The organism is Rhodococcus sp. T2V (assembly GCF_029269925.1).
GTDB lineage: Bacteria > Actinomycetota > Actinomycetes > Mycobacteriales > Mycobacteriaceae > Rhodococcus_F > Rhodococcus_F koreensis.
This window is the reverse complement of sequence record NZ_JARJBD010000103.1, coordinates 1-24,455: the sequence shown is the minus strand read 5'-3', so window position 1 is coordinate 24,455 and position 24,455 is coordinate 1. Positions and strand designations below refer to the sequence as shown.

General features: G+C 64.3%; 17 protein-coding genes and 1 pseudogene. 10 read left to right on the top strand and 8 right to left on the bottom strand.

From position 1 onward, the window contains the following. Positions 1–115: 115 nt before the first annotated feature. Positions 116–337, top strand: coding sequence for a hypothetical protein (locus tag P3H15_RS45195; RefSeq protein ID WP_276143273.1), 222 nt, complete (start codon positions 116–118; stop codon positions 335–337). 609 nt (positions 338–946) lie between these two features. Here the strand turns inward: P3H15_RS45195 and P3H15_RS45190 are convergent. Together P3H15_RS45190 and P3H15_RS45185 are read right to left on the bottom strand one after the other, a co-directional pair. After that, complete coding sequence (locus P3H15_RS45190) at positions 947–2,044, bottom strand: NAD(P)-dependent alcohol dehydrogenase (RefSeq protein WP_276143272.1); 1,098 nt, start codon at positions 2,042–2,044, stop codon at positions 947–949. A 2-nt stretch (positions 2,045–2,046) separates the two neighbouring features. Beyond that, a complete protein-coding gene (locus P3H15_RS45185) occupies positions 2,047–3,555 on the bottom strand; it encodes an aldehyde dehydrogenase family protein (protein ID WP_276143271.1) in 1,509 nt (502 codons plus the stop codon). A gap of 484 nt (positions 3,556–4,039) precedes the next feature. On the opposite strand from P3H15_RS45185, the gene P3H15_RS45180 reads away from it, so the two are divergent. From P3H15_RS45180 to P3H15_RS45160, 5 genes and pseudogenes are all read left to right on the top strand, one after another. Next, positions 4,040–4,714 carry a cytochrome c oxidase assembly protein gene (locus tag P3H15_RS45180; protein WP_276143270.1) on the top strand — a complete coding sequence of 225 codons (675 nt, stop codon included), beginning with the start codon at positions 4,040–4,042 and terminating at the stop codon, positions 4,712–4,714. Between the two features lie 39 nt (positions 4,715–4,753). Continuing rightward, on the top strand, positions 4,754–5,671 hold the full coding sequence (locus P3H15_RS45175) for a LysR family transcriptional regulator (RefSeq protein ID WP_276143269.1): 918 nt from the start codon (positions 4,754–4,756) through the stop codon (positions 5,669–5,671). A gap of 185 nt (positions 5,672–5,856) precedes the next feature. Beyond that, positions 5,857–8,304 carry a CaiB/BaiF CoA-transferase family protein gene (locus tag P3H15_RS45170; protein ID WP_276143268.1) on the top strand — a complete coding sequence of 816 codons (2,448 nt, stop codon included), beginning with the start codon at positions 5,857–5,859 and terminating at the stop codon, positions 8,302–8,304. Between the two features lie 44 nt (positions 8,305–8,348). Then, complete coding sequence (locus tag P3H15_RS45165; RefSeq protein WP_276143267.1) at positions 8,349–10,721, top strand: acetyl-CoA acetyltransferase; 2,373 nt, start codon at positions 8,349–8,351, stop codon at positions 10,719–10,721. A gap of 466 nt (positions 10,722–11,187) precedes the next feature. Beyond that, a pseudogene (locus P3H15_RS45160) lies at positions 11,188–11,935 on the top strand (transposase); the annotation flags it as partial. 350 nt (positions 11,936–12,285) lie between these two features. Here the strand turns inward: P3H15_RS45160 and P3H15_RS45155 are convergent. The 3 genes from P3H15_RS45155 to P3H15_RS45145 form a co-directional block, all read right to left on the bottom strand. After that, positions 12,286–14,319: a hypothetical protein gene (locus P3H15_RS45155; RefSeq protein ID WP_276143266.1), complete on the bottom strand. Its 2,034-nt coding sequence runs from the start codon at positions 14,317–14,319 to the stop codon at positions 12,286–12,288. A 33-nt stretch (positions 14,320–14,352) separates the two neighbouring features. Further along, positions 14,353–14,550 carry a hypothetical protein gene (locus P3H15_RS45150; protein ID WP_276143265.1) on the bottom strand — a complete coding sequence of 66 codons (198 nt, stop codon included), beginning with the start codon at positions 14,548–14,550 and terminating at the stop codon, positions 14,353–14,355. A 467-nt stretch (positions 14,551–15,017) separates the two neighbouring features. Beyond that, positions 15,018–16,130, bottom strand: a complete 1,113-nt coding sequence (locus P3H15_RS45145; RefSeq protein WP_276143264.1) for an NDMA-dependent alcohol dehydrogenase — start codon at positions 16,128–16,130, stop codon at positions 15,018–15,020. 215 nt (positions 16,131–16,345) lie between these two features. Here P3H15_RS45145 and P3H15_RS45140 point away from each other — a divergent pair, with 215 nt between their 5' ends. Together P3H15_RS45140 and P3H15_RS45135 are read left to right on the top strand one after the other, a co-directional pair. Then, positions 16,346–17,833 carry an aldehyde dehydrogenase gene (locus P3H15_RS45140; RefSeq protein WP_276143263.1) on the top strand — a complete coding sequence of 496 codons (1,488 nt, stop codon included), beginning with the start codon at positions 16,346–16,348 and terminating at the stop codon, positions 17,831–17,833. A gap of 78 nt (positions 17,834–17,911) precedes the next feature. After that, positions 17,912–18,316, top strand: coding sequence for a hypothetical protein (locus P3H15_RS45135; RefSeq protein WP_276143262.1), 405 nt, complete (start codon positions 17,912–17,914; stop codon positions 18,314–18,316). A 56-nt stretch (positions 18,317–18,372) separates the two neighbouring features. Here P3H15_RS45135 and P3H15_RS45130 read toward each other — a convergent pair whose 3' ends face one another. Genes P3H15_RS45130 through P3H15_RS45120 form a run of 3 tightly spaced genes read right to left on the bottom strand, consistent with a single transcriptional unit; the run spans position 18,373 to position 20,298 of the window. Beyond that, complete coding sequence (locus P3H15_RS45130) at positions 18,373–19,308, bottom strand: MBL fold metallo-hydrolase (RefSeq protein WP_276143261.1); 936 nt, start codon at positions 19,306–19,308, stop codon at positions 18,373–18,375. Positions 19,309–19,321: 13 nt separating this feature from the next. Next, positions 19,322–20,056, bottom strand: a complete 735-nt coding sequence (locus P3H15_RS45125; RefSeq protein WP_276143259.1) for an ABC transporter ATP-binding protein — start codon at positions 20,054–20,056, stop codon at positions 19,322–19,324. Further along, positions 20,053–20,298: a hypothetical protein gene (locus tag P3H15_RS45120; protein ID WP_276143258.1), complete on the bottom strand. Its 246-nt coding sequence runs from the start codon at positions 20,296–20,298 to the stop codon at positions 20,053–20,055. The genes P3H15_RS45125 and P3H15_RS45120 overlap by 4 nt, the downstream gene beginning before the upstream one ends. Before the next feature lie 325 nt (positions 20,299–20,623). Between P3H15_RS45120 and P3H15_RS45115 the strand changes: the two genes are divergently transcribed. Both P3H15_RS45115 and P3H15_RS45110 read left to right on the top strand, forming a co-directional pair. Continuing rightward, positions 20,624–22,093 carry an MFS transporter gene (locus P3H15_RS45115; RefSeq protein WP_276143257.1) on the top strand — a complete coding sequence of 490 codons (1,470 nt, stop codon included), beginning with the start codon at positions 20,624–20,626 and terminating at the stop codon, positions 22,091–22,093. 1,177 nt (positions 22,094–23,270) lie between these two features. Next, positions 23,271–24,053, top strand: a complete 783-nt coding sequence (locus P3H15_RS45110) for an SDR family NAD(P)-dependent oxidoreductase (RefSeq protein ID WP_276143256.1) — start codon at positions 23,271–23,273, stop codon at positions 24,051–24,053. The last annotated feature ends 402 nt before the right edge of the window (positions 24,054–24,455 follow it).

The window sequence follows — 24,455 nt, the reverse complement described above, 5'->3', positions numbered from 1 at the left end:
CCGAGCGACTGCGTGAGCAGAACGGCGGCGAGCCGCTGACCGTCCCGTTGTTCCTGTACTCCAACTGCTACTCGGCGATTACTCCAACTGCTACTCGGCGATCCGCAACTGGGCGATGGCAGTTGAGGAGACTGGCGGATTCGACGCGAAGAAGATCCAGGAATTCACCGAGAACCACGGAACGATGGCGCACGACTTCACCCTCAACTCCGCCGACGGCACCACAGGGTTCTCGCCCGAAAATCACAGTCTGCTCACCAGCGCCGACAACGTCGCCTGCGGTGCTGCTGATCCGATTGACGGGAACGGGCAGCGCGAGGCTGCCGACACGTTCTGATTGTCGCCACTGACGGGCGACAGCACTTGAGGCTTCCGGTGGGACTTCGGCCCCACCGGAAGCAGAACGTCGAGTCCGCACCGCGTAGGTCGACGTGGTACCGGTCGAATCACGCCGCGTCGTCAGGCCGCAGCCAGGCCAATAGTCCTGAGAACTACTCCTGTACAACATCTTTCAGCGATAATTCTGCTAGCTTACGATCGACTCACGCACGTTCGGCCCGTGCGCAGACGGTCGCACGGGCTCCGGCGCACTGGTGCCCGCAACTGGACCTTCCCACTCTCGGTTATGACGAGTTCGTTGTAGACGACCGGTACCGAACAAACAATCGATCCCAGCACCACCGCCTGCATGAAGTGCCGAACCGGCTCATCGCCGGCAATCGTGTGCCAGTTCCAAGTTCCGAGGATAGTGGGTCTGGATTTATCCTTTCCGATACCGCGCAACACAGTCGGCCGTCGAGCGGGAAGTTCGAGCCAACGAGCCAACAGGCCACCCCAGATTCCTGAACTCACTGTCGCCCAGTGGTTCGGCGGTGGGCAGGGATCGCTTGGCGGAACCGCTTTTCACCAATCGGGGCGGGATAGTCCGCGCCCCGATTGGAGTGCGCTATTCGAAGGTGATGACGGGCTTAACGACGGGCCCTGTGGCGGCGAGTGCGTCGTTGATCTTCTCGAACGGGAAAGATGTGACCACCGACCCGGCGGGGAACCGACCAGCGGCCTGCCAAGACAGCATCGTTGCGATCAGCTCGCGCGGCACGGCGTCGCCCTCGATCGACCCGCGGATCGATTTGCCCTGACCAATCAGGTCCATGACGTCGATGGTGACCTCTGGCGCTCCGACGCCGACGACCACAAGGGTTCCCAACGGAGCCAGAGCCAGGGCCGCATTACGGATTACCGCGGGTACGGCAGTTGTGTCGAGTCCGAAGGTCGCACCTCCACCCGTCAGGTCCTTGACTCGACCCACGACGTCGGGCTCCGCCCCGTCTACGACCGACGCCGCGCCGAGCCGGAGAGCCGTCTCGCGGCGCTCTTTTGACAGGTCGACTGCCACGATGTTCGTCAATCCGAGAGCCCGCGCAGCCATGATTGCGGCGGCGCCAACCCCGCCCACGCCGAATACGACCAGACTGTCGTCGGTCGCCGGACGCATCACATTGGCGACGGCACCAGCACCAGTCTGAAATCCGCACCCCATCGCCGCACTCGCAACGAGGTCTGTGTCCGGCGGAACAACCACCACACTGCGGGCTGCCACTACAGCGTGACGTGCGAAGCTCGACTGCCCGAAGAACGAGGAATACAGGGGCTGTCCGTCGTGGCTCAGTGGCGCGCTGCCGTCTAGGCGACACCCCCCAGCGTTCAGAGCACCGAAATGCGCACAGTACCCAGGGTGCCCGGACGCGCAGAGATCACATTCACCGCAGCTCGCGAAACTCATCAAGACAGCGTCCCCAACCTGCACGTCGACGACCTTTTCGCCGACCTGCTCGACGATGCCCGCACCTTCGTGACCGAAGACGGCACCGCTGCCCTCGGGCGGTGCGTACCGGGATACCACATCCGTGTGGCATACACCTGTCGCTACAAGGCGGACCAACACCTCGTCTGCACGCGGGCCGTCGATGTCAACGGCCTCGATGACTAGCGGCCCTGCGGCGTCGCGCGAGATCGCGGCCTGAGTCCTCGTCGTCGTGCTCATCGTCAGGCCTCCTCATCGGCGGAAATACGGCCGCGGAACTCGTCGAGCGCGGAGGCGATCATGCCCTGGAGGGCTCCCACCGTGGCGGGGTCGGCGGGAGGCAGCATCTGACCTGCGATCCCCATGGGACCGATATTCGCTGCCACGGTGCGCAGATGGCTGAACGTGTCGTAGCCGATCTTCCCCGAGTACGCACCCATACCGCTTTGGCCGACGCCGCCCGACGGGGCTCCAACCACACCCCAGTGCATGACCAGGTCGTTGCGGGTCACTCCACCCGAGAGGGCACGGCCGATGAACTCCCGGAACTCCGGTCCATCCGAACCGAAGAAGTATGCAGCCAACGGACTCGGGTGCGCATTGACGTAGTCGATCGTCTCGTGGAGCTTGTCGTAGGGGAACATGGTCAGCACCGGACCGAAGATCTCCTCCGAGGTGACCGCCATATCTGACGTCACGTCGAGCAGTAGGGTCGGCGGGATGCGGCGGGTCGAACGGTCGGGCAGACGGTCGAGTTCGTTGTCAGGGACCAGGCGGCGCACGCGGGCCCCCTTCGCCTCAGCATCGGCGACCAAGCCGTTGACGCGATCGAAGTTGCGCTCGTCGACGACCGAGGTGACCGTCGCATTATCGGCATAGGTCGGAAACAGCTTCCGCATTGCACCTTCGTACTTGTCGGCGAAATCCTCGAGGGACGCTCTGGGCACGAACACGTAATCCGGGCACAGGCAGAGCTGGCCGCCATTGATCAGCCGTGCCCCGGCAATGCGCTCGGCCGCGAGGTCGAGGTCCGCGTCCGAACCGAGCACAACCGGGTTCTTGCCGCCTAATTCGAGGGTCAGGGGTACCAGGTTACGACCGGCCGCCTCGGCAACGCGGGCTCCGACGCCCGGCGAGCCGGTGAAGATCAGATGATTGAACGGCAGCGATGAGAAGGCTGCAGCCGTGTGTGGTCCACCACGAACGACCACGACCTCGTCCGGTCGCATCCGGCGCGCCACAGCTGCGGCTACGACGTCCGCTGTGCGGCTAGGCACCTCGGAGATCTTGATCATCACTCGGTTGCCGGCGGCCAGCGCCTCAATCGTCGGCTGTATCACGAGCGAGACCGGGAAGTTCCACGGTCCGATGACGCCAACGACGCCTTTGGGCATCGACTGCACGAATGCCGGAGTGCCCGCCTCCTGCGATCCGGGGACCGGCCGGTCCTTCATCCAGCTGGCGAGGTTCTCGCGTACGTGCGCGATTCCCGGGAGAAGACCCAGTCCGTCGGTTATCATGCTCGCTGCCCGGGGCCGCGAACCGAAGTCTGCATCAAGCGCGTCGGCCAAGTCACCGGCCACTTCAAGAATCCCCGTCACCAGACGGTCGATCCGGTTGAGACGGACCTCAAGCGAGGGGGGTCCTTCCTCGAGAAACGCGGATCGCTGGGCGCCCAGCAGGCGTTCCAACACGTCGACGTCCGGATCCACCGGTACGGCCTGCACTTCGGATGCGGCGATGGCACTCATGGCACTCCCTGCTTCACGTTGATTCGTTCGACCGGACCCGCGGCGGAGCAAAACCAACCGCTCGAACGGAGTGTCCGACCACGTGAGACTGTCACACAGGTCACACCTTCGTGACCATGGCTGATCAGCGCATGCAAACATGCCGATCCGTGCAACGTTGTTCTCCCCCACCTGCTGGTGACGACTCCAACATTGCCAGCGGCGCTATGCGCACGTTGCCGTGTGCGGCATGGACAATGCCGACGACCCCGCCCATCATCATTCAATGGTCCACTCGACTGCCGCAGAATCAACCATCCCGCGGCCACGGCTTGCCGTCGTCAGCGTGATTGCCCTCGCAGAGGTCGCCGCCGCAGTCGTACTGAGCCGAATTCTGCGGTATGGCGACGGTGACGCGCACTCATCCAGTCACGTCCACGCCAACCCCGGAGGCGGTCATGCCACCCACGGAGACACGGCGTTCGGGCTCGCTCCGATCCTCGGTATGGCCATCGGCCTGACCGCGCTCGTGGCCACTCTGGTGGTCGGACGCCGTCGCGGCGCGATTGGCTCCAGTTCAGCTGCGCTACTTGGGGTCCTGTCCATTATTGGATTAGCAACCATCGCGACGTGGGGTGGAGTAACCGGCTCGCATGTGGGGACCATGGCGCTGCTCATGACGGTCACCGTGACCGCGCCGATCCTCGTCGCCGGTCGGATCCGCCTTCATGACCTGTCGTCGCGCTCCGTCAACCTTCTTGTCGTCGCGGTGGCCATCCTCCAAGCAGGAGTGGTCGTCGCCTGGCACCTGCCGGGCGTCCACCAGCGGCTGGCGACTGACGCACTCGCCGCTGGCGTGATCGTGGCAGTCAGTGCCGTGGTGGCCGTTGTGTGGTGGTTGCTCCTGCGTGATGTTCGCGCCGAGACGGTCTCGGCCCGGAGGCGATCGCTGCTGATCGTCGGGATGCCCAGCGGACTGATCGGCCTCGCTCTGATCGTCGCAGCGAACCCGATGATGACCCACGGCGCATCGCTGGGTTGGCTCGGACCGATGGCCGATCAGCGGCTTGGAGGGGTCCTCATGATGGTCGTTGACCTTTTGGTGCTCGTCCCTGCACTGCGCGCGACCCTGCCACGACGCTCGGGTCGAAATGCCTCGACACTCGAGGCGGCACCATAGTTCTTTGACTCGTCACCGCTCGATGAGCATGCTTTGGTGATGGATCTGCCCCAGCTTAGATGCTTCCTGGCCGTTGCTGAGGAGCTCCACTTCGGCAAGGCTGCGATGCGGTTGCACCTGACACCGTCTCCAGTCAGCCGAATGATCAAATCTCTTGAGCGCGAGCTCGGTGGCGAATTGTTCGTCAGGCGCTACCACGATGTGCAGCTGACCGCGCTCGGCGAGGCACTCGTCGGTCCCGTCCGCATGGTTGTGCGTGATGCCGACCGACTCGTCAACGTCGCCGCTGGCTTCGTCGCCGCGGCGCGATTCGTCCGCGCGGGCGCGAGTCATCTCATCCCTCCGATGCTGATCGAGAAGTACACCCATATCATCGAGTCGTCGATCACTCCGGCTCGCCTCGACCTGACTTTCGGGGCGTCGAGCGTGCTCGTCCCCGATGTCGTTGACGGCGCACTTGACCTCGCATTGGTGCATCTACCTGTGGCCAACGACGCACTTGGTGTGTTCTCGATTGCCCGCTACGCCTCAGTCGTCGTCGTGCGTTCCGACGACGAGCTGGCGGGCCGCGAGTCGATCACGCTCGACGAGCTGAAGTCTCGAACCTTCATTACCGGCCCGGTGTCACCTCAGCCCCTTGCCGTCGGTGGGATGTTGCAGCGGCTGGCTGAAGGCGGGATCACCCGAGTACACCAGCTCTCGACAGTGGACAACGTTCAGCTGGCGGCCCAGCTCAGACGCATGGGCGGTTTCACCATCAGCACACGACCCGAGCTCGGCGGCTACGCATCGGTGTTCCTGCATCCGTCATTCAGCATGGTCCGGCTCAGCGACGAGTCCCTCAACCTGGAGGTGGGGGTGACCTGGAATCGCGAGCGCGCCACCGAGAGCGAGTTGGTGTCGACCGCGGTTCACGCGCTGAGAGACCGGTCTCGCGAAATAGCCTCAGAGTTGTAGCGCGCGAACTTGCCCCTAGTGGTTAACCATCGGCCGATCCGGCCTGCACGGCACTGTTTCTCCAGGTGAGCGCGTTGCCGAAACGAGGATGAGAACGTCCTCGGACCTGCGCTGTACGCAGCACCCCTGCTGCGATGACGCTGTGACTGACCGCACTAGCGCAGCGCATCAGCAAGGAGTCCTTCATGGTCGTGCAAGTCGACGCCCGATCCGGCCAGGTCGACCGGCTACCATTGTCCGACCTACGGATCATCGATCACACCGACGGCAACGGCACCGAGTCGATCGCTCGTATTCTCGCCGACCTCGGCGCGGACGTCATCCGTATCGAGCCTCCCGAAGGCGGCCGCTCGCGGGGCCTGGAGTCGACCGACTCAGGCGTGAGCCTGTATGACGTCGTTCACAACGCCAACAAGCGGTCGGTGCTCCTGGATCTGTCGAGCTCCGACGGGGTAGTGGACTACCTGCGGCTTGTCGCGAGCGCGGACCTCCTCGTGACCTCTCGTCTCGACCAGCCCGTGGAGCTGACGCCCGACGCACTGGCCGCAAGATTCCCTACCCTGGTGATTCTGTCGATTACGGACTTCGGACGTACCGGCCCGTACCGCGACTGGGTTGCAACCGAGGCGACCCACCTCGCGCTCGGTGGCGTGCTCAGCCGCTCCGGCCTCAGCGATGCGGCGCCGATCCTGCCGCCCGGCCAGCTCGCAACTGAGTCCGCCGCCGCTCAGGCCGCCTGGGCTGCCCTCTCGGCTTACTACCACCGCCTGTTATCCGGGCACGGTGATGTCGTCGACTTCTCTGTTCACGAGGGCATAGTCGGCGGGTTCGACCCCGGATTCGGCATCGGTGGCACTGCCGGTGGGGGCGTCCCAGGCTTCGAGGGCCCGCGCGGACGACCGGATGCCCGCCATCTCTACCCTGTTTTTGCCTGCGCGGACGGATGGGTTCGCATCTGTGTGCTGTCGGCCCGGCAGTGGCAGGGGATGTTCCGTTGGCTCGGAGAGCCCGAAAATTTGTCCGATCCCCGCTTCGCCTCGCTGGCAGTGCGGTTCGCTGAGACAGCCAAGATCCAGCCTGTGATCGCCCGACTGCTGGCTCCCCTGACGCGTGCTGAGGTGATGGCGGCCGGCGACGCCTACGGCGTCCCCACTGCTGGCCTCGCGACCCCGGAGGAAGTGTTGCGGAACGAGCATTTTTCCGCCCGCGGCCTTTTCACCTCGGTTGAGTTGACCGACGGCACGGTCGCGCGCATTCCCAACGGGATGGTCGAGGTCGACGGTACCCGCGCTGGCGTCCGGACACCTGCACCGACGCCCGGACAGGACACCGACGAGGTCTTCGCTGGGCTCGCCGCTGGGCTTCCGTCGCCGGAGACTGGCCTCACTGCCCCTCAGCGGGAGCTTCCACTGGACGGTCTCCGCGTGCTCGACCTTGGCGTGATTGTTGTCGGGGCGGAAACCGGCCGCTTGTTCGCCGACCTGGGCGCAGATGTCATCAAGATCGAGAACCGTGCCTTTCCTGACGGCAGTCGTCAGTCGATCGATGGCTCCGAGGTGAGCGCGAGCTTCGCCTACGGGCACCGGTCCAAACGCAGCCTTGGATTGAATCTGCGTGACGAGCGGGGCAAGGCGCTGTTCGTCGAGCTCGTCCGGCGATCCGACGTCGTACTGTCGAACTTCAAGCCCGGGACGATGGAATCCCTCGGCCTCGGAGAGCGGCGTCTCCGGGAGGCCAATCCTGGCATCGTCCTCGCCGAGAGCAGCGCGTTCGGACCATCCGGCCCGTGGAGTCGCAAAATGGGTTACGGACCGCTGGTCCGGTCGGCGGTCGGGCTCTCCGGCCTCTGGCGGTACTCGGGTAACGACGCAGAGAGTCTCCGTAGCTACAGCGACACCTCGACCGTTTACCCAGATCACGTGGCGGCGCGCATCGGCGCGATCGCGGTGCTCGCCAAGCTCGTGGACCGACGTCAGACGGGTGTCGGCGGCACGGTGGCTGTGGCGCAGGCCGAGGTGATCGTCGCACAGCTTGGCGCCCAACTGGCTCGTGAGTCGATCGAGCCGGGCGCTTTGTCCGCCGGGCGGACTCGCGTTGGTGTGGTTGACGGAGTGCTTCCGTGTGCCGGGGACGACGAGTGGTGCGTGATCTCGGTGCGCAACACCGACGACTGGACGGGCCTCGCCTCGGTTGTCGGGCTGGACGTCGACGATCCTCGGTTTTGCGACCCGACCGCTCGATCGAACAACAGCGACGAACTCTTGGCGCTGGTGGCGGACTGGACGCGCGAGCGGAGCCCGCGCGAGGCAACTGAGTCCCTGCAAGCCGTCGGCATACCAGGCGGGATGATGCAGCGTATCGCCGACATGTTCGACGACCCGCAACTGGTCGAGCGCCGCTTTCTACGACCGATGGCTCATCCGATGATCGACCAGGAGCTTCCGGGCGAGGGAGGGCCTTCGACCTTCCGCTACATTGCCGACCCGGAGAGCCGCCCGGCCCCTGTTCAGGGCGAGCACACGGTAGAGGTCCTCGTCGAGGTGCTCGGTCTGTCCTGGGAGGAGGTCGAGGCTCTCGTCGCAGACGGCATTGCCGAGGTCTCCCCTGCCCCAGTGGCCGGCACCCGTGCGTGACGTGCTGATTTCCACGTCCCGATCACAATCTTGAGGAGAACTCCTTGTCCAACGAACAACTTGACCCCCGTACGCCTGTGCTCGTCGGTGTCGGGCAGGCATCCGACCGGCTTGGTGGCGATGACTACCGTGCGCTGTCGCCAGCAGACCTCGCCGCCGAGGCCGCCCACGTAGCTCTCGCCGACACTGGGGTCGACCTCGCCGCCGTGGCAGCGGCGATCGACACCGTCGCGGGTATCCGCCAGTTCGAGACGTCGTCCCCTGGTGCGGTGGCGCCTCTCGGACGCTCCAACAATTTCCCGCGGTCGGTCGCGAAGCGGGTCGGTGCAGACCCGGTACGCGCGATCCTGGAGGTTGGTGGCGGGCAGGGGCCGCAGCACCTGGTGAACGAACTGAGCGCCCACATCGCCGCAGGGAACAGTGAGGTGGCCCTCCTGTTCGGCGCCGAGACCATCTCGACAGCGCAACACTTCGCCGATCGTGACGATCGCCCGGACTTCACCGAGCACGTGGACGGCACCCTGGAGGATCGCGGATTCGGGTTGCGCGGCCTGATGTCGTTTCACCACAGTTCCCATGGCCTGGTCGGCGCATCTGAGCAGTACGCCCTGTTCGAAAACGCCAGGCGGTCGCGACTAAAAACCGACCGTTCAGAGCAGGCCTCCGAAATCGGAGCGCTCTTCGCCCCGTTCACCGAGGTCGCTGCCGCGAATCCACATGCATCGGCGCCGATCGAGCGGTCCGCCGAGGAGCTGGTGGACATCACCGAGCAGAACCGGATGATCGCCGAACCGTACCCGCGCTACGTCGTCTCTCGGGACAAGGTCAACCAGGCCGCAGCGGTCCTTGTAATGTCGGTCGCCGCAGCCGAGCGGCTGGGCGTGCCCAGAGAGCGCTGGGTGTTTCTCCACGGCCACGCCGACCTACGCGAGCGCAACATGCTCGACCGTGTTGACCTCTCCGGCAGCCCTGCGGCGGTCCTCGCCGCCGAACACGCCCTCGACATCGCCGGCATTGGTGTCGATGAAATCGCGACCTTCGACCTGTACTCGTGCTTCCCTATCGCCGTCAGCAATGTCGCCGACGGCCTCGGGCTCGCGCCCGACGATCCTCGTCGCCTGACCGTCACGGGCGGTCTGCCCTTCTTCGGTGGGGCTGGAAATAACTACTCGATGCACGCGATCGCCGAGACAGTGGTCCGGATGCGAGCGCAACCCGGGGTTTACGGTTTCGTCGGCGCGAATGGTGGCATGCTCAGCAAGTACTCGGTCGGTGTCTACTCGACTACACCGACGAACTGGCGCTCTGATCGTTCGGCGCTGCTCCAGGAGACCATTGATGCGCTACCAGCGCCGGCGACGACGCGTGCCGCCGATGGATGGGCAACCATCGAAACGTGGACGGTGCGCCACGACCGCGATGGGCAGCTGGCGATCGTCATCGGTCGCCTCGAAGCGGACGGTCGGCGTTTCCTCGCTCGCTCCGTCGACGGCGACGACACGCTCGTCACGTTGCTTACTCAGGACGACGATCCGGTCGGCTGCCGAGTCTACGTCCGTAACGTTGCCGCCGGGAATCGCGTGACCATCGACCGTGACCGCATGGACGAGATCCTGCCGGTCGCGAAGCCGTGCCTGCGCGACAACTATGAGCACGTGTTGGTGCGACGCGACGGCCATGTCCTCGAGGTGACTATCAACCGCCCGGAGCAGCGCAACAGCCTGCACCCACCGGCGAACGTCGAACTCGCCGAAATCTTCGACGCCTACTTCAGTGATCCAGACCTATGGGTCGCGATTCTCACCGGAGCAGGCGACAAGGCATTCTGCGCCGGCAATGATCTCTTGTGGTCAGCGTCCGGTCGTCCAATCACGGTGCCTACCACCGGATTCGCCGGCCTAACCGCACGTAGAGGCATGTCCAAGCCGGTGATCTCGGCCGTCAACGGGTACGCGATGGGTGGAGGCTGCGAGATCGCGCTGGCATCGCATCTGGTTGTCGCGGACTCAGCGGCCGCGTTCGCCCTCTCCGAGGTGAAGGTCGGTCTTGTCGCCGGTGCCGGCGGTGTAGTCCGTCTGCCGCGAGCCATTCCGGTCAAGCTTGCCACCGAGATGATCGTGACCGGGCGACGAATGGGGGCTGACGAGGCTCTCCGGCACGGGCTGGTCAATCGCATCACGGCGCCCGGCGAAGCCCTGGCCGGTGCCAGAGAACTAGCCTCGGAAATCGTCGCGGCCTCACCGACATCGGTGCGTGCGTCTCTACAGATCATGCACGAGACTGATGGCATTCCCGACGTCGTCGACGCGGTCCTGCATCCCTCGGAGGCCCTCGATGACGTTATGTTGAGCGAGGATGCCATTGAGGGTCCGACGGCATTCGCACAGAAGCGCGCGCCCAACTGGCGCGGCCGCTGACACAGCCGGGGCCACCAAGACCGTGCCGACCCTCGAGTCGGCTCGCCGATTGCGCTTTCGGTGAGCCGACTTCGTCGTGTGCGATCGAAGTTGGTTCTGTTGCGATCTGGACATCTGGGCGCACCGACGCACACATGTGAAGGATGACCGACGACGGCTCGATAGTTCAATGGTTGGTAGCGGTTCGGGGCGAAGTGGGTATCAACATGCGCGTTCACCGACGCACCACACGAGTCATTCACGGGTACAACACCGAACGGGATTCGACTGCCCTCGCGCACCTGGTAGGCGTCCCGTGGAGTGGTGGAGCTTGGGATTGAGCGGCGCGACTCCGACGTAGAGAGGGTCATCGGCGGGATCTTCGGTGTGTACGGCCAAGCACGCACCGAAGAAAGGAGGGCCACCGATAGCCCTGTCCCAGTCTTCCCTGTCCGAGCTACTCGACGCCTTCCGTGCCGGAGAAGGCGTGGATCTGATCCATGAATCGGTCCGGATGGTCACACAAGAACTGATCGAAACCGAAGCCACCGAACAGATCGGCGCCGGCCGCTATGAACGCACCGAGGCCCGCACCACCGAACGCAACGGGGCCAGGCCCCGGTTGGTTGCCACCCAGGCCGGCGACGCCTCATTGCGGATCCCGAAACTGGGCAAGGGCTCGTTCTACCCCTCGATCCTCGAACCCCGTCGACGGATCGACCAAGCGCTGTACGCGGTGGTGATGGAGGCCCACCTGCACGGCGTCTCCACCCACAGCGTGAACGACCTCGTCGCGGCACCGGGAATCGATTCGGGCATGTCCAAGTCCGAGGTGTCGCGGATCTGCGCCGGACTCGACGAAGTTGTCGGCGCGTTCCGGACCCATCCGCTCGACCACACCGCATTTCCTTCCGTCTACCTCGACGCGACACCTGCACGAACGCGGGCTCCTCTTCCCAGGCGACCTCGATGGCGGTCGTGGTCGCCACGGGGATCACCGCCACCGGTGCGCGGAAGGTCCGCCCCCGCGAGCGGGTGGTACCCCAGGCCTCGATGTCGGGGACAGTGAGGACGAGGTGTTCCGGCGTGGCTTCCTCACCGCGCTGAAGAAACGCGGCCTATCCGGCGTCCGACTGGTCATCAGTGACCAGCACGCCGGCCTGCTCGCGGCACTGCGGCGCTCGTTCCAGGGGTCGGGGCATCAGCGGCGACGGGTGCATTTCGCGCGAAACCTGCTGGTGCATGCCCCAAGTCGCTTTTAGGAACTCTGACACCCGGCCCGGACACTGTTCGATAACGGGATTGTCTGGCCGGGGTCGTCGACGTCGGCCGACTCGTCCGCACCAGTTGTTGGGTAAGACGAAGCGGGCTTGGTCCACCTTGTGGTCGACCAAGCCCGCTTTTGTCGGCACTGTGCCGATGACGGTTCTACGTCAACGAAACAGTACGTCCCTTCGAACTGCGCTCGGTGGCGCGGGAGCGGCGGGATCGCCACTTGGCGCCGAGTCGCTCGAAGGCTTCGATCACGAGCAGACAACAGGCCATGGACTGATCCTCTCTCCGGCTGGTGCTGCGGGATTCCGGATCACGCTGGAACCACGTGAATCTCGGTGCGACCGCGCACATCGACTGCGAGGCGCGCCGTTCCATCTTCGCGTGCGGTGATAGCCGCATCAGCCGCGCCGACGACCTTGTAAGAGCTGCCTGGTACGAGCTGTCCGAGGTCGACCTCGAACCGACCACCGGCACCGCCGGGATGCAGGACCATCTCCAGGCCCTTGCCGTCATTGCTGACCGCACGACCTACCATAACGTCAGGATATGGCACGGCCTCGAGCAACGGCCCGTTTCGCCAGTGGTCCGGCATGCCCTTCGTCATGAGGTTCAGCCAGTTTGCCTTGCGCAGCATCATCGCGTGCCCCAACTCGCCATGTGCAAAACTCGACACACCGTCGACGGTCAACCAGCCTCGATCATCGATGTATACCTCATAGTTCTCCTGAAGCGTCTCGAATGCCGCCTTGGCCAAGTGCTCGTCGCCGGCCTCACGCATAGCTCCACCAAGAAGGCCCACACCGTATGCGGCAGTGCGCGCATAGTTGCCGGCATCGAAGGAGCCCTTCTCGCTGAACATCATGCGCCAACGGTCGTCCTTGTCCTGGTAGAACGCACCTCGGGTCAGCGCCCAGGCCCTATCGGCGAGGTGGGGCGCGAATGCCCGCTGGTATAACGAGTCGATGGAGCCAGCGGCCAGCGGGCCGGAGAAGCCGGTGCGGACTGAGAGGTAGTTGCGGTTCACACCGGTCGGTGTGACGAACTCGGTCTCGAAACCCTGGAGATAGCGAGGCCCAATGCGATCCCACAGATCCGATCCGTGCACCTTGGAGTGCAGGTATGCGCCCGTGGCGCCGAACGTGTTGCACAACGTGTAGACCCAGTTCGGCTCACATGCGACGAGCCCGAACGGCGATGTCTCAAATTGGTCGGCCAACGCCTCTAGCATCGAAGTGAACGAGTAGGCATACGAGCGGCGCGAGTCGACCACGAAGTTGAGCGCACCGGGCTCGCTGAACTGCAAGTCCCCCGTGATTCGCTCGTAAGCGCCGATCGGGGTGGCAAGCCAGCCTCCCAGCATAATGTTCTGGCGAATCAGCGGGTCGGGATTCGTGCTGAGGTTGCCCCACAGGTTCTCCCACATCCAGTACTTCCACACCAATGGCTGCTGATGCTTGCGGATGAGCTGACGCTGTCCCTCGCTGAGATACCCGCGGAAGGCCGGCATTCGAGAGTACTGCATTGCTTGGAGGGCGCGCAGCGAACTCGTCATGGTGTAGCGGACGGCCGACTCTCGGAACTGGTCGATCAGCTCATAATTCGACCAATCGTTGGGATCCTGGAGCGCTACGTCGACGAGGCGCCTGGCCATGGCGAGCTCGGCGGCGCTCAGTTCCTCGGCGGCGGTGACCTCGGGCAGGTTCTTACCCCGCAGTGGCAGCTCGACGGACGACAGGTAGGTGTTGACTCCCTTGGCGTCCTCGATCTGATCGGCGAGTACCTTCTGTCGGCGACGGCGCTCGACCGCGTAAGTGCCGGCGATCAGCGCGGACGCGACCAGCGGCGCCGCCGTCGAGACCCGACCGGCCTCGACGCGACGCGACGCGTGCAGCGCGGTACCGATCCAGGCAAGCGGCGGCGCCACGTTGTTACCGGTCGCAAAGAACAGCGACACGGATACCGGTAGGGAGGCGGCCGCAACTAGTGCCTCGATCGGACGTTTCGCGTACAAGTGCCCTAAGCCTGGCCCGATCAGGCCGGCGCCAAGGGCGTTGAGGCGCGGTCGGTTCGGCAGGGCGAGCAGCCCCAGGCCAGCGATCTGACTAGCGGCGACGGTCAGGCCGAGACGTCGCATCGTCGCACGTGTCGCGGGGCCGTGCATGTGCTCTTTGGCGGGAACCGTGATCGACTGTGGGGGCACGGCGTCGTTGACACCGATGCGGTACGCGTCCGCTATCGGCTCGACGCGCGGACGTGAACGGTAGGCCGCGACTGCGGACGCGATGGAGGCGGCGCCGGCAACGGTGGTGGCGGCCAGGCGCGCGGGGCGGAGAAGCTTGCTCACGGAGAAGTCCTTCGGTGGTGGCTGGCAGCAACCTCAGGCGAGGCTGACAGGCTTTCGCTCGGTCGTGGCGGGATCGATCGTCGGACGGTAGGGAGCCCGCTTCTCGACCGTGGTGATGTGGCGGAGGACCCAGCAGAAGAGCGGGTACCCCCACAGCTCGGGTATCAGCTGGGCGATCCGCTCGTACCGAGCGCTCAGCCACTGCAGGGGCGTGCGGGATGTCGAGGTCATGGCCACCCATCTGTCTAGATTTGATCCGGAGCCGGTGTCGGAGTGCCGAGCAACCCAGGGTGGGCGACAGTCCGATTGGTCCCGCGACCGTAACCCCCATCACACCTGCCCGCCCATCGCAAGTTCCACCACCGCCACGTTGCGCTAGCCGCAACGTGGAAAAGGTGCCACCGAACCGGCGATGGAACGGAACGGAGGACCTTCCCGAAGCAGCACATCGAACAAGGCCGACACGGTCGAGGTAGCCGGCGAGATCGGCCCACCGCCAATGCAAAAGGACCTTCGACTCGCCCTAGCAGTCAAAGGAAAATCCCTCGGCGTTCGGATTTTGGGTTTGTAACGCCGTCCCCGGCTCTTGCGGTGTGACTCCTCACTATGAGCCCGCACCGCCCGCGCATCGACGCCGACGGCCCGAACCCCTGGGGGTTCGGGCCGTCGGCGTGCTTTCCGTGCAGTTCGTAACGTCGTCAGTGCTGATGCTCGACGACGCCACGGATGATGGTGCCCTCGGCCTGGTCGGCATAGGCTTCGCTGACCTGATCCACCGTGTAACGCTTGGTGATCAGCTCATCGAGCTTGAGATTGCCCTCACGGTACAGGCGCAGCAAGCGCAAGATGTCGCGGCGCGGATTGCAATTGCCCACGAGCGCACCGATGATCGAGATGCCGTATGACGTGACCATCGTGCCCGAAAGCTTCACGGTGATGTCGCTCGGCACGTCGGCGACGCCGGTAAGGACGATACGTCCGCCCTTGCCGGTGACCGCGAATGCGTCGTCCACAACGTCCGACGTGACGACACCGGCGGTGACGATGGTGAGGTCGGCACCTGTTCCGTAAGACAGCGTCTGAGCCAGGTGCGCAGCCTCCTCGACCGTGGCGACGGCGTGCGTCGCGCCCATAGTGAGCGCGAACTCCCGCCGACTCTCGATGGGGTCGAGCGCGATGACATGGCTGGCACCGCCGAGCGCGGCGCCTTGAACGGAGTTGACACCGACACCGCCGACGCCGACTACAACCACCGTCTCCCCGGCAGTAACATTTCCGGCGTAGATCGCCGAGCCCCAGCCAGTCGGCACACCGCAGCTCAGCAGGGCCGCGACATCAAGGGGGATGTCCTTCGGGATCTTGACGACACTCTCGACGCCGGTGACCAATCGGTCAGCGAAGGTGCCGAGTAGGCAGAGGCCACCGATGTCCTGGCCGTCTTCGAGTCGTGCACGGTAAGTGCCGTCCGGCCTGGCTCCGGTGCCGATCGTTGCGCCAAGGTCGCACAGGTACGAACGGCCTTGGCTACAGAATGCGCATTCGCCACACGACGGGATTACGCACATGGCAACGTGATCGCCGACTTCGAAGTTGCTTACGCCGGGTCCGACCGCCTCGATGACGCCGGCGCCCTCGTGGCCGCCGACGATCGGGTAGCGGACGCTGGCATAGCGCAAGTGCTCGTCGGAGTGGCACAGTCCGGCGGCAACCACGCGAACCAAAACCTCTCCGGCTTGAGGGGGATCCAGCTCGAGTGTGGCTGTCTCCCAGCTCTTGCCCTCACCCATCAGGATGGACGCTTGGACCTTCATGAAATGATTCCTCTCATCGGATGACTGATTGCGAGTGACACGCATTACCAGGTCAATACAGTTAACTAATTGCTCAGATCGCCTGGCGACAGTCAAGAAAATTGCCTAGGATTCGCCTCATCATAGCGAGAGGTGTGACAGGCGCCACTCCAATTAGTATACTATTCTTGATTCGTTGTGAGACTGGCACCAATTCCGACCTTCGAGGAGATCCCATGAGCACGACGCTCAGCACGACGCTCAGCACGACGTCCCACGACGAGGCCGCGGCGCGATTCCTCCCAGACTCCTCGTTGTTGATCGGTGACCAACGCATCTCGTCAGTCCCCGGCGGCACCATGGACAAGATCAACCCGGCCACCGGCACGCTCCTGGGCTCGTTTCCGGTGGCGGGGAAGGCGGAAGTCGACGCTGCCGTTGCCGCAGCTAAAGACGCGTTCCCCAAGTGGCGCGCCACCAGCCCCGGCGAGCGCCGTCGCATCATGATCCGCATTGCCGAGCTGCTCGACGAGAATTCTGAGCAGTTCGTCATGCTTCACGCATTGGAGTCCGGCGCCCCGGTGAATCCGGCCTTCGGCGCCACGATGGCGATCGACCACTTCATGTATTACGCCGGCTGGGCCGACAAGATTGGCGGCGAGCTGGCCCCCATCTACCCCAGCACCGGATTCGACTACGTCAAACACGAGCCGTACGGCGTGATCGGCGCCTTGCTGACCTGGAACGGCCCTCTGATGACGGCCGCGATGAAAGTGGCGCCCGCGATCGCAGCGGGCAACACGGTCGTGATCAAGCCAGCCGAGCTCGCACCGTTTGCAGCGATCCGATTCGGCGAGCTCTGCCTCGAGGCAGGTCTGCCGCCGGGCGTCATCAACGTGATCACCGGCGGCCCTGAGGCCGGCGACGCGATCGTCCGCCACCCCGACGTCGCCAAGATTTCTTTCACCGGCGGCATCGTCACTGCCCGCCACATCCTGCGGGCCGCGGCCGAGACCATTACGCCCGTTGTGATGGAGCTCGGCGGCAAGTCCGCCAACGTCGTTTTCGACGACGCCGACATCGCGACCGCCGCAGCACATGCGACAGCTTTCGCGATGTCGGCGGGACAGGGCTGCCTACTGCCAACCCGCCTGCTGGTGCAGGCCGGTGTCTACGATCGCGTCGTCGAGCAGGTTGTCAATACCGTCGGACAGATCCGGGTCGGCGACCCTCTCGACCCGGGAACCGTCATGGGTCCGGTCATTTCTGAAGCGGCACGCGACCGCATCCGCGGCGTCATCGACGACGCCCGCGCTGCTGGCACCGGCGAACTCCTCACCGGTGGCGATTCGCCGTCCGTTAAAGGTTTCTACGTCAATCCGACTGTTTTCGGCGGAGTAGACAACTCGAGTTCCCTGGCGCAGAACGAGGTGTTCGGGCCGGTACTGTCGGTGATCCCATTCAGCGACGAGGACGAGGCCATCGCCATCGCCAACGACAGCACGTTCGGCCTCGCCGGCTACGTCCACACTCGCGACGTCGCACGCGCCCACCGCGTGGCCGACCGACTCGACGCCGGGTTCATCTCGGTCAACGGGCACAATCCGATGCCCGCCTCCACGCCGTTCGGCGGCAACAAGCAGAGCGGCTACGGCCGTGAGGGCGGTCGCGCGGGCCTCGAGGAATTCTTGCACCACAAGAACGTGTACGTCTCGCTCGACTGATGCGTCGAGGGACATCTCGCCTGCAAACCGTGCAGGTGTTACGGCCCGATTGGGCCCTGAAAGAGAGGTGGTGGCCACGTGAAACTCGTCGTGGCCGGAACAGCCGACGACGGCCGTGCCGTCGTCGTTCGCAATGAGCCTATCGGCGATGGTGCGTTCGAGACCCTGTGGAAGCTGGACGAGCTCCCCCCCGAGGTCAAGCGACCTGTCTCCACCGACCGCTACGAGATGGGTATCAAGCCTGGCGAAGGCGTATGGATGGTCGTTCGGCATGCGCCGAACACATCGACAGACAGACACCGGACGGACGCCATCAGCTTCAGCACTATTCTTTCCGGTCGCATCGAGCTACTCCTCGACGACGAGTCGGTCGAACTAGTAGCCGGGGACTGTCTGGTGCTCCTGGGCGTGATGCACGGCTGGAAACTCGGCGACGAAGGCGCCACAATGATCGCGACTGCACTCGGTCTCGACCCGGCCTGAGATTTCCGATCGGGCATGACGAAGGCCCGGCTCCCGGTACGGGAGCCGGGCCTTCGTCACATATTGCCGGATGCTCCGTCAACGGCGATCGGGTGCAGCCGGAACCCGTCACCGTCGACCGAGAGGATCCCCGCCGTAGGAGCCGACCAGTGCGTGCCGATCACCACCACACCACGATCGGCGGCATCAGCGAAGATCCGGCGACGCGTCTCGATCGCCGACGCTGCGTCGTAATCCGCGCCGATGCCCCACTCGGGACGCGCGGCCTGGCTCGGGTGGTGCGCTATGTCTCCGGTGATCAATGCCTCTTTGCCACCGGAGACGATGCGCACGCTCTGATGCCCGATCGAGTGGCCCAGCGTCGGCTCCAGAACGATCTCCGGGGTCAGTCGGTGCTCCCCGTCGACGAGATCAACGAGCCCGGCCTCGACTAGCGGCTGCACCGACTCACGGAACGTGGGTTCCTGCAAGGCCACCATGCCCGGATCCATCGGATAATCCGCGGGGGCACTCCAGTACTCGAACTCCGCTCGGTTGAACACGTACCGTGCCTGCGGGAACGTCGGCACCCATCGACCGTCGAACAACGTCGTGTTGTAGCCGACGTGGTCCGCGTGCAGGTGGGTGCACACCACGAGGTCGACCGAATCGAGCGGGAAGCCAGCCGCCTCGAAGTCCGCTAGAAACGAGGTCGAACGACCCCCGAACTCGTCCCACGGTCCGAGGTCCTTGCCATCACCCCAGCAGGTATCGACCACGATGCGGCGCGTCGGGGTGTCCACCACGAAAGACGCGAAGTCGCACAACCCGACACCGTCAGGGGTCGCGAAGTCGGGCACCAGCCACCCGATCGCCTGCACCGACTCGGTGGTCGTGGAAAACATCCCGGCGAGATCCAGATGGCCAGGACTGTCGACGATGCGTGTGACGGTGACATCCCCAATGCTCCAACGCATCAGGGAGGTCACCGCCGGCGGAGAGTTGGTGGTCATCGCCCCGCCCGCCTCATCGGTCTGCCGCCGACGCGAACGGATCGACCCCGAGGTACGCCGCATGCAGATCGTCGCTCGAGATATCACCTGGCCGGTGCGGCTCACTGAGGTGCCCGGAGATCATCAGTGCGGCCGAGTCACAGTGCGCGAGAGCGACTTCGGGAAATTGCTCGCACCAGATGACTCCCGTGCCCCGTTCGGCGAGCGCGTCGAGCACTTCGGCCAACTTCTCCAGCACCGCCTGCGACAGACCGATTGACGGCTCGTCGAGGCACAGGAACGCCGGACTCGGCATCAGCGCCTGACCGACGGCGAGCATCTGCTGCTGGCCACCGCTGAGCCCGCCCGCCTTCTGCGACCGGATCTCGGCCAATGCCGGGAACAGGTCGAACACCTCGACGCGCAGATCTTCGCGCTCGCGTCGATTGCGGGTGAACCCACCGACGCTCAAGTTGTCGTCGACGCTCAACTCGCTGTAAACCGGTCGGGGCTCTCCAACCCAGCGGATCCCCCGGCCGACACGCTTGTGCACGTTGTCACCCGTCACCACGGCACCGCCCAGGGTGATCATGCCACGCGTGGGGCGGATCAACCCACCAAGCACCTTCTGAAACGTAGATTTTCCGGCGCCGTTCGGACCGAGAATGGCCACCCGTTGCCCCGTCTGAAACGTGAAAGACACATCATGGAGGACGTCCATTCCGCCGTAGCCGGCTGTCAGGCCCTCGACCACCATCGTCATTGTCATCGCGCTGCTCCCAAGAATGCTTCACTCACTCGCATGTCCGTGCGAGCCGCCACAGGTTCGCCCGAGAAGATCGGGACCCCTCGCTCCAACGCCGTCGCCATGTCGGCCAGCCCGATCGCCAGATCGAGGTCATGCTCGACAAGCATCACGCCGACACCGGATCTCGCCAGCCCGGTGATCAACGCGCCGAGAATGCGGCGCTCGTCCTTGCTCAGACCTGCCGCTGGCTCGTCGAGCAGCACGAAGGAGCCACCGTTCGCACAGGCCACCAGAACGTCGAGGACGCGGCGTGGTCTTGGCCATTACCGAATCCAGCCTGCTGCGTTGCGCAATCCACAATGAAAGAACCATATTAAGTGCACGCTAATTACATGCTTCCACTGAAGGTACAGGACATTCCCTTGCCCCGCCCATAAAAGAGTGTATGGTTTAGGGCGCACATCACATAGCGACTTACACGTGCTCTAAATCACGGCAGCGGTTACGCACCACATACCAGGTATGGCGCCAAGCGGTCGTCCCGCAGCGCCCCACAGGGGAGGTCAATTCGTGGCAACAGTTGGAAGAATGATCGGACGCGCGGAGGATCCGGTTGGCGCGTCGTCACCACCTGAGCTCGTCGCATCGGGTGCGCCGAGCGGTGGTCTAGGAATTGCGTTCGTTCTCGCCATCGGCCTCGCGGTCGTCGCGATCATCCCCACGGCCGTCGTCCCGCTTCTGGGGACGCTCGCCGGCCAGCTCCATGGCTCGGCGTCTTCGATCGCGTGGTCGGTGACAGCAGTCTCCCTTGCATACGGTGTGACCAACCCGGCCTGTGGCCGACTCGGCGATATCTACGGGTATCGCAACATCATCTTGGCGTGCCTCGCCATCACGGGCATCGGCACGGTGCTATGTGCGATTGCAACTGCGATGCCGATGTTTCTGGTCGGGCGAATCCTGCAAGGCGCAGCTGGCGGCCTGATCCCGGTCTCGATCGGCTTGGTGCGTAACACTGTTTCTCCCGACAAGGTCCGCGTGGGCATGGGTCTGGTCAACTCTGGCATCGGTCTTGGTGTCGGCGTCGGGTTTATGCTCGGCGGACTCCTCCAGGACTATGCGTGGAACGTGACCTTCTGGATCATGCTGGTGTTTGTCCTCGTCGCCATCGTGTCCATCGCGATGCTGGTGCCGCGCCCGCAGGGCCGGAGTTCGCGCTCTCTCAGGGACTTCGACTTAATCGGCGCCGTGCTGATCACCATTGGTGCCACCGGCATCCTGCTCCCGTTAAGTAAGGGTGCTGAGTGGGGATGGACCTCGCCGACTACGCTCGGATTGTTCGCTGCCGGCGCGGCAGTCCTTGTTGTCTTCGCGAAGTGGGAGAGTCGCCACGTAGCTCCGCTCGTGCAATTGCGCCTGTTTGCGGTCCCGCACTTCCTGCTGCCCAACATTGCCGTCGCACTGCTCGCCGCCACCACAGGTGCGGTGTTCATCTTCTTCGTCGGCTACACGTCGGCACCGCCGGACCTCGCTGGTTACGGTTTCGGCGCTTCCGTCCTCCGGGCTGGTAGCTTCATGCTCCCGTACTCGATCATGGCCTTCCTCGTCAGTCCACTCTCGGCCAGGCTTGGGCAGGGGGTCGGTGCTCGCACGCTGCTGATCACCGGCGGTATGCTGACGACTCTCACCTTCGCGTTCCTGACGTGGAACCACGACCAGCAGTGGCAGATCTACTTGGGCTCCGCGGTCTACGGCATCGCGCTGGCCTGCTTCAATCCGGCCCTATATGCCCTGGTGGCCGACGCGTTCTCGATCGACAAAGCGGGTGTCGCGCAGGGTATGAGCACACTGTCCGAGCAACTGGGTAGCTCTGTCGGCAGTGCGGCGACTACCGCCGTCCTTGCCGCGTCGTTGATTCCCGGCACGCAACTCTCGACGGCGGGCGCCTATACGCATGCCTATGTGCTGTGTGTCGGCTTCGCCACTGTCGGGCTGATTGTCGCAGTCGTGGAGGCGTTCATTCACCGGACACGCGGGTCTGCGATCCGCGGAAGGTGAAATGGTACGACATCCACTGGCCATCTTTACGGACGGTCAGTCTGTTGAAACTGTTATAGACCGACGGTGTGTCAATTTGGATTCACCCCACTGCCCGGTAGGTCGTCGGGTGGCATCTGGCGACGGTGATCGACTACCGCTCCCGCAAACTGGCCAGGTGGGGGTTGACCGATCACATGCGCACCGAATCGGTAGAGGATGCGCTGAAAGCGGCCGAGCGTGAGCGTGACGGGTTAGCAGGCGGCGAATCAGCCGAAACTGCTGAAGCGACTGAAGGCACTGCCGTGGAAGAACATTCCGGTGTCGACGTCGATTGCTGGACCGGGCCACGACCGGCTCGAACGCCGCACCATCAAGGCCACCGAACACACCGATGGCCCGGGTTTCCCCGGGGCAGTGCAGGCCCTGCAAATCCGGCGGACCGTCACCCGCAGTGGGCGCAGAACCGTCGAGGTGGCGTACCTGATCTGTTCGGTGCCGATGACCGAGGTCGCACCAGCGCAGGTCGCCGCTTGGATCCGGGGGCACTGGACGATCGAGAACCGAGTGCACTGGTCCGCGACGTCACCTGCGATGAGGACCGTTGCACGATCAGAACCGGGTCCGCTCCACAGGTGATGGCCTCGCTCCGCAACGTGGTCATCGGGATCCTCCGGTTGGCTGGCCACCTCAACATCGCCTCGACACTGCGCCACCACGGCAGAGACCCGAATCGTCCGATCGACCTGCTTCTGTCCGTCTGAAGTGGGTTTATGCGACTTTGCCGAGGCCCTTGGTTCTTGGTGGCCGCGATGCTGTTACTCGTGGCGGAGAAGCCGTCGCGCCTCGACGCAGTCGAGGTTGTCGTACTGACGACAGTGGCACTGTCGCCAGTGGCCGCGCTCCACTTCGGAGAGCATTCATGCGTCACTCGCCCTTCGTAAGTTCGTTGTGTGCCGCCGTCGGTCCAACCGACAGCATGGGCTATCGATCTCGATCACGCGATCCTTTAATCAGGATACTGATTAAAGGATATGACGTGAGGCACGTACGGCGTCAGCCCTTCATTAGGGAACCTACGAAAGGACATGCCGACGAGGGTGCGTTCGATCCAGATCCGGAAGTAGCTACACCTTCAAGTGGCAGGAGTGTCCCTCAGATCAAATTTTTTGGGATACTGTATTGGATAGTTCTCGAATTGAAAGGGCATATCGACATGTCGGACTCACCGGGCCAGTCGGCCATCATCACCGGCGGCGGCAGGGGCATCGGCCTCGCCATCGCCCGCGCTTTCGTCAAGGAGGGGATTGCGGTCACGATCACTGATATCGACCAAGGCGCGCTCGACACTGCTCGGAAGGAGCTGGAATCGACCGTCACCGGTGCTCGGGTTATGCCGATCCTGTCCGATGCGAAGGATCCGGCCGGTGCCACGGAAGTGGTCCGTCTCACGGTCGACGAGTTTGGGCGCCTCGACATCCTGGTGAACAACGCGCAGCAGTTCAACGCGTCCAAACCGCTGATCGAGCTCACCGCCGAGGACTTCGCGACCGCCTACGAGTCGGGCGTCTTCGCCACCTGGCGTTACATGGTGGCCGCATACCCCCACCTCAAGGCGACAAAGGGCACGGTCATCAACATGGGTTCCGGCGCCGGCGTTATGGCCCAGCCCCAGCAGGGCGCCTACGGATCGAACAAGGAGGCAATCCGCGGGCTCACGCGCATCGCCGCTCGCGAGTGGGGCTGCGACGACATCACGGTCAACGCGATCAGCCCGCGCGTGCACTCCATAGAGTCCGAGCGCTTCCTGCGCGAGTACCCCGACCAGGTGGCCGAGGTACTCAAATCGTCGGCACTGGGCCGATTCGGCGACCCGGAGGTCAATGTCGGCGGCACCTGCGTCTTCCTCGCGTCGCCAGCGGGCAAGTTCATGACCGGCGCGACGCTGGAGGTCAACGGCGGAGGCGCAATCCGGCCGTGATGCCCCGTCCCGGATGCCAACCGGTCAACGACGCGATCACTTGCGTCTGCGAACGCCCCCAGCGCGTGTCTCTCGATTAGGGGCACCGCGATCAACGACACTGGACGTCGGGGCACGTACACCGACTACCGACGCCCAGTGGGCGTTGATCCAAGGCCAATGCTGTGCTAGTCCAACAGCGCGTCCCGAGCAACAGCAAGGCCGCGTGGCCATCATGTACCAGTATCGAGCCGGGTGCGACGTGCAGTGGCCCTACCTGTCGAATGCATTCCGTGGCAGACGATCTAGAAGATCATTGCCGTGACGTCGGCACACGGACCGGAATTTTCACGACAGTTCTAGTAGACTGTCGCTGCTAAGTGTTGGGATATAGGTGGCGGAGTTTGATGCGGGCGTCGTCGG

Excerpts from the sequence above, each read along its gene's own strand:
- P3H15_RS45195 (WP_276143273.1), top strand. The coding sequence starts at position 116 with ATGGCAGTTGAGGAGACTGGCGGATTCGACGCGAAGAAGATCCAGGAA.
- P3H15_RS45190 (WP_276143272.1), bottom strand. The coding sequence starts at position 2,044 with ATGAGCACGACGACGAGGACTCAGGCCGCGATCTCGCGCGACGCCGCA.
- P3H15_RS45185 (WP_276143271.1), bottom strand. The coding sequence starts at position 3,555 with ATGAGTGCCATCGCCGCATCCGAAGTGCAGGCCGTACCGGTGGATCCG.
- P3H15_RS45180 (WP_276143270.1), top strand. The coding sequence starts at position 4,040 with ATGGCCATCGGCCTGACCGCGCTCGTGGCCACTCTGGTGGTCGGACGC.
- P3H15_RS45175 (WP_276143269.1), top strand. The coding sequence starts at position 4,754 with ATGGATCTGCCCCAGCTTAGATGCTTCCTGGCCGTTGCTGAGGAGCTC.
- P3H15_RS45170 (WP_276143268.1), top strand. The coding sequence starts at position 5,857 with ATGGTCGTGCAAGTCGACGCCCGATCCGGCCAGGTCGACCGGCTACCA.
- P3H15_RS45150 (WP_276143265.1), bottom strand. The coding sequence starts at position 14,550 with ATGACCTCGACATCCCGCACGCCCCTGCAGTGGCTGAGCGCTCGGTAC.
- P3H15_RS45145 (WP_276143264.1), bottom strand. The coding sequence starts at position 16,130 with ATGAAGGTCCAAGCGTCCATCCTGATGGGTGAGGGCAAGAGCTGGGAG.
- P3H15_RS45140 (WP_276143263.1), top strand. The coding sequence starts at position 16,346 with ATGAGCACGACGCTCAGCACGACGCTCAGCACGACGTCCCACGACGAG.
- P3H15_RS45130 (WP_276143261.1), bottom strand. The coding sequence starts at position 19,308 with ATGACCACCAACTCTCCGCCGGCGGTGACCTCCCTGATGCGTTGGAGC.
- P3H15_RS45125 (WP_276143259.1), bottom strand. The coding sequence starts at position 20,056 with ATGACAATGACGATGGTGGTCGAGGGCCTGACAGCCGGCTACGGCGGA.
- P3H15_RS45115 (WP_276143257.1), top strand. The coding sequence starts at position 20,624 with ATGATCGGACGCGCGGAGGATCCGGTTGGCGCGTCGTCACCACCTGAG.